We start from the raw sequence: 8554 nt of genomic DNA on the forward strand, positions 1-8554 counted from the left end.
GTATCCAGGTCGATGTTGTCGTCGTCCGCACCGGTCACCACGACGTGACGCATGCCGGCGCGACCGCCGAAGTTCTCGAAGCCGTCATCCGAGCTGTTGTGCGACTGGAAGTAGTCGATGGTTGTTGCCGAGCCCACGCCCGACAGCGTCAGTGACTGCAGTTCGCTGTTGGCAGAGAGCACGTAGCCGGAATAGCGGATCTGCACGTACTTGAGCGAGCCGCTATTGTCGTCGGGTGTGGCGCCACCAAAGTAGGCGGGATCGACGGAGCCTTCGGTCTGCCGCTCGCACGATACCGTGCCGGGAGGCGCGGCTGGAGCAACGGTGCAGTCTGTCACCGGGGCACGGCCGAGCAGCACCACACCGCCCCACTGGCCTTGTGAGTCGTCGTTCGATAATCCGAGGACGTTGTCGCGGCTGGTGAACACGATGGGCCTGGTCGCCGTGCCGACCGCGTTGATGCGATTGCCACGGTTCACCGCCAGCCATGAGGTGCCGGTCTTCGCAAACACCACCACACCCTCTTCGATCGTCAGGACGATCGGTGTATCTGTCGTCGGCGCCGCACCGCGATCGGTACCGACGTCGACGCGGCCGTCGAGCGCATAGAGCAGCCCGGCTCTGCGTACCAGTGTAGAGCTAACATTGAGCCGAGCCGGCAGCGTGCAGACACGATAGGTACCGGTCGGACCTGTGATCGTGCCGTCATCACGCAGACCCTGCGGATCCGGAATGGTAGGACAGCCGCCTGCTGGCTCGACCAGCCCCGCATTCGGATCAGTCGGCGTCGGATCAGGATTGGTCGCAGGCGGATTGTTGATCGTCACATTGCCGGTGCTACCGGCAGAGGAAATCTCGTCAGCACCGCAGCCAGCGAGGGCGGCTGCCACTGCACCAGCCACCAACCAGTATTTGACTTTCATCGACACGTTCTCCCGGGCGTAAGTCGCTTGATGAAGACCGTCAGAGCTGACGGTCTTTTGGCCGTTTTCTTGCGGGGAGAAACGTAATCGCGTTGTCTTACAGTCAGGCGACTGTCATATGACGGTTGCGTTACGAGTGCGTTGCGCGGCGCGAGCGGCAGCGCCCTCGCCCGTGGAAACGGGCGAAGCGGAGTGAGAAACGGAAATCTTTCAGCCGCCGGACTGCAGCGAGATCGACTCTTCCACATCCGCGCGCGAGATCACGCGATGCGGCGGGAAGTCGCAGGTGAAGGTGCTGCCCTTGCCTTCGGTGCTTTCGATGCGCAAGACGGCTTCATGCCGGTGGAGTGCATGTTTGACGATGGCAAGACCTAGCCCGGAGCCGCCCATTTCACGCGAGCGCCCGGAATCGACTCGATAGAAGCGTTCGGTGAGTCGCGGAATGTGTTCGGCGGCGATGCCGACCCCGGTGTCCCTGACGCTGATGTGCCCGCCATCGTGATCGGTCCACCAGCGCATCGTCACGCTTCCCTCGACCGGCGTGTACTTGATCGCATTCGTCAGCAGGTTGGACACGATGGATTGCAGTTCGCTTTCCGAACCGAGCAGCAGGCGGTCGCTGTCGAGCTGCAGGTTGATCTCGCGCGGACGCCGGTCGAGCGACATCGCTTCGCGACGCAGCAGCGAGAGCATTCCCGGCACGTCCACCGGACGTTCGATATGACGACGATCGCCGGATTCGAGCTTCGACAGTTCCAGCAGATCGTTGATGATGCCGCTCATCCGGTCGGCCTGCCGACGCATCTCCTGCACCGGCGAGGTCCACGAGGGATCGAGCGTCTGATCGTCCGAAAGCGCGTCCAGGTAACCGGAGATCACGGTGAGCGGCGAGCGCAGTTCATGCGAGGCATTCGCCACGAAATCCTTGCGCATCGATTCGAGCCGCATTTCGCGACTCACATCGCGCACGATCAGCAGCTGACGCTCCGATCCCTGCGTTCGCACCAGCGTGAACAACAGATGATGTCCGCCATTCACCGGCTCATACACGATGACGCCCTCGATGGGCCTACCGTGCTTGAGATATTCGACGAACGAGGGATGACGGATCAGGTTCTCGATGCGAATGCCGACGTCGCGCTTGCGATGCAGGCTCAGCCAGCCGGCCGCGCGACCGTTGAACCACAGAATTTCGTGCTCCGGCCCGAGCAGGATTGCGCCTTCCGGCATGGCTGTGGTCAGACGGCGGAATTCACGCAGCAGGCTCGTCACTTGGGCGCGGTGGAAGTTCTTGCGACGGTAGATCCGGTCGATGATCGCGATGAGTTCGCCCCACGGTCCGCTGACATCGGGCGGCGATTCGATGCGGCGATGAGTCAGCCAGCGCTCGATCCGCACCATGTTCCAGATCTGGATGACGACATAGACGCCGAGCACCAGGGCCAGCACCAGCCAGACGCGGCCGACGATGAGTCCGATCAGCCACGCCACCGCGACAGCGATGGCGAAGCGCGTGATGGCCTGCCATGCGGCTGAGTTCGTCTTGATCGGAAACTTCACGCGCTACTCCGCGCGTGTGGAAAACCTGTAACCGGAGCCGCGGACAGTCTGGATGAAACGATCGTAGTTGAATGCCTCGAGGGCTTTGCGCAAGCGGCGAATGTGCACATCGACTGTCCGCTCTTCCACATAGACGTTGCCGCCCCACACGCGATCCAGCAGCTGCGTGCGACTGTACACCCGTTCCGCGTGCGTCATGAAGAATGACAGCAGGCGATATTCCGTCGGTCCGAGCTGTACGGTCTTGTCGCCGACCGTGACGCGGTGACTGGCCGCATCGAGCACCAGGCCTTCGGCATCGATCACTTCTTCGGTCTGGCCATTCGACGAGCGCCGCAGGACGGCGTTGATGCGTGCCAGCAGTTCGCGCGGAGAAAACGGCTTGGTCACGTAGTCGTCCGCACCGCCGTCGAGACCCAGCACCTTGTCCTGTTCCTCGGCGCGCGCCGTGAGCATGATGACGGGGACTTCCTGCGTCTCCTTGTCGCGCTTCAGCGCCCGCGTCAGTTCCAGGCCGCTCATCTCGGGGAGCATCCAGTCGACCAGTACGAGATCCGGTCGCTTGTCCGCAATGCTCGCGCGCGCCGCACTCACATCGGCGGCTTCGCGCACTTCAAAGCCGCTGCGACGCAATCCGAAAGCAATCATTTCGCGGATCGGACGTTCGTCTTCGACGATCAGAATCTGTCTGGCGACCATGAATTGAAGCGATTCAACGAGATGAACTGAAGTATTTCCTTCTGCAACATTACAGCAATCGATTGTTACAGTCCGATGAAGGCCGCCGGGCCTGTGGAAAATACTGAACCGTCGTCACGAATTACTTTTTTGCGACGGCCACGTTGTCGCGCAGATACACCGGCTGCGCCTCGTGCGCCGGTCGTCCTTCGCCGTTGCGCAGCGCGGCTTCGGCAAGCAGTGCGATTTCCGCGGCCCGGGGCAGTACGTTGGCAGGAGACACGATCGCGAACCTGTGCGCCAGTTCCGGATAGGCATGGAAGCCGGTGCCGGCGAGCTTCGTGATCGCAGCAACGTCTGCTTCGACGCTCGCCGGTGCACTGACCTGTTCGATGCTCGCCGCAACGACCAGACCATCGGCACTGCAGTCGAACACGCCCCAGTAGACTTCGTTCATGCGGGCATCCATGCATACCAGCACGCGATCGCCCGCGACGGCGACCTGCTGGGCGACCGCCGCGAGATCCGAAATCCCGACCGTCGGCAATGACGCGCCGAAGGCCAGTCCCTGCGCAACACCGATGGCGATGCGCACGCCGGTGAACGCGCCCGGCCCGCGACCGTAGGCGATCGCATCTAGCTCCGCGAGCGTCAGTCCCGCTTCGTTCAGCACGTCCTGCACCAGGGTGAGTATGAGATCGGCATGACCGCGCGGCGTATCGATCACGCGATCGATCGTCCCCCCGGCCGTGCGCAGCGCGACCGAGCAACGCTCCGTGGCCGTATCGATGGCGAGAATCTTCATGAAGCTTTATTCCAGTTCTTCCTGTGGGTCAGGCTTCAGCCTGACAGCTTTAGAAGTCAGGCTAAAGCCTGACCTACAGGAAGAACTCACAGGCCGACGTCGGCCAGGCGCGTGCGCAGAAACCCGGTGACGTCGGACAGCCGGTTTGTCACCGGCATCGGCGGCAGGCTCTCAAGAAAAATCCGCCCATACGGCTTCGAGCGGATGCGCTGATCGCACAGCATGATGACGCCGAAATCATCGCGGTCGCGAATCAGGCGGCCGACGCCCTGCTTCAGCGCAATCACGGCCTGCGGCACCTGTTCTTCGAAAAACGCATTGCCGCCGCGCCGCGTGATGGCGTCGAGGCGCGCTTTCAGCACCGGATCGTCCGGCACCGCGAACGGCAGCTTGTCGATGACGACGACCGACAGCGCCGCGCCCTTCACATCGACTCCTTCCCAGAAGCTGCTGGTGCCGAGCAGCACGGCATTGCCGTACTCGCGGAAGCGCTTGAGCAGGATTTCGCGCGGCGCATCGCCCTGGACCAGCACCGGAAACGGCGGCTTGTCGCCGAGCCGGCGCGACAGCACGCTCGCAGCTTCGCGCAGTGCGCGATGACTCGTGAACAGCAGGAAGGCCCGGCCGCCGCTGGCTTCCAGCACCGGCAATGCGGCATCGACGACTTGCCGCGTGTGCTGGGCCGAGGCCGGCGCGTCGAGGCCCGGCGGCAGATACATCAGTGCCTGTTCGGCGAAATCGAACGGACTGCCGAATCGCGCGGTATCCGGTTCGACGATCCCGACGCGGCGGATGAAGTGATCGAAATCATCGCCGACCGCAAGCGTGGCGGAGGTACAGATCCACGCACTCGAATGCTGGCCGATCAGTGCGCCGAGCTGTTCGGCAATGTCGACCGGAACATAGTGGAAGGAAACGCCATTGCGATTGATCTGTGCCCAGCGGACGCTGGCCGTGGCCGCCTCCCCGTCCTGCTCCAGCAGTAACGAGAGTCGCGACGCAAGATCGGCAGCACGTCGTCGCACCGATGCGAGACCGGGCTGATCGGTCGCCGCGCCGGCCAGCGACTTGTTGAGATCCGCCAGCGAGAACTGCAGCGCTTCGAGCGACTCGATCACTGTGCTCGACCAGCGGCTGGATTCGTGCCGCTGCTGGCTGGTGCCGAGCGCGTCCTGCAGATCGACGATGCGTCGTTCGAGGGTCTGCGCGAACGAGGAAGCGACCTCCACCTGCGTCGCGCTGGCCACCAGTTCGATCGCGAGATCGCGCGACAGTGCCTGCAGCTGCCAGCCCGATACCGCAAAACCGAGGAATGCCGAGGCGACATCGGGCAGCTGATGCGCTTCGTCGATCACGATGGCGTCCGCGCCGGGCAGCAGATCGCCGAAGCCCTCTTCCTTCAGCACCAGGTCCGCCATCAGCAGATGGTGATTGACGACGACGACGTCGGCCGCCTGCGCCTCGCGACGCGCCTGCACGACATGGCAGCGATCGAAGAAGCTGCATTCGGCACCGAGACAGTTGTCGCGATTCGACGTGACCCACGGCCATACCGGCTCCGATTCCGAGAAATGCGCCAGTTCGGCGATGTCGCCGTTGCGCGTGATGCGCGACCAGTCGCGCACGTACGGCAGCGCCATGGCCACTTCGCGACGCAGGCCGCGCGACACCGCCTGCTGTTCGGCGAGTTCGAGTCGATGCGCACAGAGGTAGTTGGCGCGGCCCTTCAGCAGCGCGACCCGCACCGGCCGGCCCAGCGCGCCGGCCACCGTCGGCAGGTCGCGGCGAAACAGCTGGTCCTGGAGCGTGCGCGTTCCGGTGGAAACGATCACGCGCTTGCCCGAGAGCAGGACCGGGACGAGATAGGCGTATGTCTTGCCGGTGCCCGTGCCTGCTTCGACGATGAGCCGGCCGCCCGCGCGCAAGGCGCGGGACACCTCCGTCGCCATCGCGATCTGTTCGGGCCGCGTCGTGAAACCGGGAACCGCCCGCGCCAGCGGACCGTCGGCACCGAACAGCTCGTCCCAGTCGTGCATCAGCGGAACACCGCGCGAAAGCGCACCAGCGCCACGGCGCCGGGCGCGAGCGGATTGCGCAGACGCCAGTGGATATGCGTGTAATCCGGCGCAGTCGCGGGACGGGTCAGGGCCGCCGGGTCGAGCGAGGTTGCCTGCATCAGGGCCACGGCCGACTGGTCCACGATGGTGAGCTGCCCTTCCTTGCCGAAGTTCCGGCCGCCGTCGGCGGACAGAAAGACCTCCACGCCGGGACCCGTCGCGGACCGGGGAACGTAGACCGTGTTCTCGGGAATGCGCTGCACGACCTCGATGTCGCCCACCGGCACGTTCGCGGCATTGCGGACGCGCACGGTATAGAAGATCTCCTGCCCCTGTTCGATGCTGGCGGCCGGTACGAGCCTGGAAATCCTGCGGCCGCCGGGTGCAGCAATCTCCTCGCGCACTTCGGCGACCAGCGAAATATCGACGTTGTCCGCCGCCCGCGGCTGCGACTGGGGCACGGCCGCGAGCAGGCAAAGAACCGTGCAGCACACGGTCCGAACTCGCAGGCTGTCCAGCGCTGTCCCGCGGAACATCCGCCTCATGGGGTGTGTCGGTCTGCGGACCGGGACAACCGGTCGCGATGCGAGTCATCGGAAATCATGGACATAAGCTCGAATGCGATTAGTGCAGAAGTCCGTTCAATGCCAGCGTAGTCGCCCGGTATAATCCCGCGTCCATTTCTCGCTGCAGCTTGCAGAACCGCCTGTCAGGCGGCCACGGTACGGAGGTTTGCGTCGATATGAGCATGAACGCGTCGCTGAACAGTTGGGTGGAAGAAGTCGCACGGCTGACCAGGCCTGATTCGATCCATTGGTGCACCGGGTCGGACGTCGAGAACTCCCGACTGATCGAAGCGATGGTCGCCAGCGGCGATCTTATCAAGCTCAATCCGCAGACCCACCCGAACTGCTACCTGCACCGCTCGAATCCCTCCGACGTCGCACGCGTCGAACACCTGACCTACGTCTGCACCCGCTCGCGCGAAGACGCCGGTCCCAACAACAACTGGATGGACCCCGCGGAAGCGCATCGCAAGATCGACTCCCTGTTCGAAGGCGCGATGCGCGGCCGCACAATGTACGTGGTGCCCTATTGCATGGGGCCGATCGATTCGCCCTATTCGCGCTGCGGCGTCGAGATCACGGACAGCCCCTATGTCGTGGTCAACATGCGCATCATGACGCGCATGGGCGAGCAGGCCCTGAAGCGCATCGAGCGTGAAGGCAGGTTCGTGAAGGGCCTGCATTCCGTCGGCGATCTCGATCCCGAACGCCGTTTCATCATGCACTTCCCCGAAGAACTCACCATCAAGAGCGTGGGCTCGGGCTACGGCGGCAATGCCCTGCTCGGCAAGAAGTGCCATGCACTGCGCATCGCCAGCTGGCAGGCGCGCGACGAAGGCTGGCTCGCCGAACACATGCTGATCATGGGCATGCAGAGCCCCGAAGGCCGCACGCACTACGTCGCCGCGGCGTTCCCGTCGGCCTGCGGCAAAACCAATCTCGCCATGCTCGTGCCGCCGGAATCGATGCCCGGCTGGAAGATCTGGACGGTCGGCGACGACATCTGCTGGATGCAGGTCGACAGCGAAGGCCAGCTGCGCGCCATCAATCCCGAGGCCGGCTACTTCGGCGTCGTGCCGGGCACGAACCGCAAGACCAACAAGAACGCCTACGACATGATCCAGCGCGACACGATCTTCACCAATGTCGCGCTCACGGCCGACAACCAGCCCTGGTGGGAAGGCCTGGAAGGCGGCACGCCCGTCACCGACTGGCAGGGCAAACCCTACAGCGGCAAGGGTGCGGCGGCTCATCCCAACTCGCGCTTCACCGTCTCGGCGAAACAGAATCCGATCTATTCGTCGCTCGCCGAAGCACCCGAAGGCGTGCCGATCTCCGCCATCCTCTTCGGCGGTCGCCGCCGCGAAGTCGCACCGCTCGTTTACGAAGCCCGCAGCTGGGCGCACGGCGTGCTGGTCGGCGCCGGCATGGCCTCGGAAACCACGGCGGCTGCGGTCGGACAGATGGGCGTCGTGCGTCGCGACTCCATGGCGATGAAGCCTTTCTGCGGCTACAACTTCGGCGATTACTGGGATCACTGGCTGGCCTTCGAAAGCAAGGCGAAGAAGCTGCCGCGCGTCTTCCACGTCAATTGGTTCCGCCAGGACAAGAACGGCAAGTTCATGTGGCCGGGCTTCGGCGAAAACCTGCGCGTGCTGCAGTGGATCGCGAACCGCTGCGACGGCAAGGCCGATGCCATCGAATCGCCCATCGGCTACCTGCCGAAGCCGGAAGATCTCGATGTCTCGGGTATCGACCTGGACAAGGACACGCTCCACACGCTGCTGTCCGTCGACCTGCCGGCGTGGCGCCAGGAAATGGACGCCATCAACAAGTATCTCGATGAATTCCAGGGTCGGGTGCCGCAGAAACTGCGCGAGGAACAGCGCAGCGTGGCGGCGAAACTCGGATAGGGTTCTTTAAATCTGCCTGTGGGGCCGGCTTCAGCCGGCCTCTTTTGACTGT

Annotated in this window: 6 protein-coding genes and 1 pseudogene; 1 reads left to right on the forward strand and 6 read right to left on the reverse strand. The window is 63.9% G+C overall.

Annotated elements, in window-relative coordinates:
- The 6 genes and pseudogenes from V7D81_RS08685 to V7D81_RS08710 form a co-directional block, all read right to left on the reverse strand.
- A pseudogene (locus V7D81_RS08685) lies at window positions 1-923 on the reverse strand (hypothetical protein); the annotation flags it as partial.
- Window positions 924-1133: 210 nt separating this feature from the next.
- On the reverse strand, window positions 1134-2483 hold the full coding sequence (gene phoR, locus V7D81_RS08690) for a phosphate regulon sensor histidine kinase PhoR (RefSeq protein WP_324315777.1): 1350 nt from the start codon (window positions 2481-2483) through the stop codon (window positions 1134-1136).
- Window positions 2484-2486: 3 nt separating this feature from the next.
- On the reverse strand, window positions 2487-3182 hold the full coding sequence (gene phoB / locus V7D81_RS08695; RefSeq protein ID WP_324315779.1) for a phosphate regulon transcriptional regulator PhoB: 696 nt from the start codon (window positions 3180-3182) through the stop codon (window positions 2487-2489).
- 121 nt (window positions 3183-3303) lie between these two features.
- On the reverse strand, window positions 3304-3966 hold the full coding sequence (gene tsaB, locus V7D81_RS08700; RefSeq protein ID WP_324315780.1) for a tRNA (adenosine(37)-N6)-threonylcarbamoyltransferase complex dimerization subunit type 1 TsaB: 663 nt from the start codon (window positions 3964-3966) through the stop codon (window positions 3304-3306).
- An 86-nt stretch (window positions 3967-4052) separates the two neighbouring features.
- On the reverse strand, window positions 4053-6002 hold the full coding sequence (locus tag V7D81_RS08705) for an ATP-dependent DNA helicase (protein WP_324315782.1): 1950 nt from the start codon (window positions 6000-6002) through the stop codon (window positions 4053-4055).
- Window positions 6002-6484, reverse strand: coding sequence for a hypothetical protein (locus V7D81_RS08710; protein WP_324315784.1), 483 nt, complete (start codon window positions 6482-6484; stop codon window positions 6002-6004). The genes V7D81_RS08705 and V7D81_RS08710 overlap by 1 nt, the downstream gene beginning before the upstream one ends.
- A 281-nt stretch (window positions 6485-6765) precedes the next feature.
- On the opposite strand from V7D81_RS08710, the gene V7D81_RS08715 reads away from it, so the two are divergent.
- Window positions 6766-8502 carry a phosphoenolpyruvate carboxykinase (GTP) gene (locus V7D81_RS08715; protein WP_349257637.1) on the forward strand — a complete coding sequence of 579 codons (1737 nt, stop codon included), beginning with the start codon at window positions 6766-6768 and terminating at the stop codon, window positions 8500-8502.
- Window positions 8503-8554 lie beyond the last annotated feature (52 nt).

It is taken from the genome of Povalibacter sp., from assembly GCF_036735925.1.
Lineage (GTDB): Bacteria > Pseudomonadota > Gammaproteobacteria > Steroidobacterales > Steroidobacteraceae > Steroidobacter.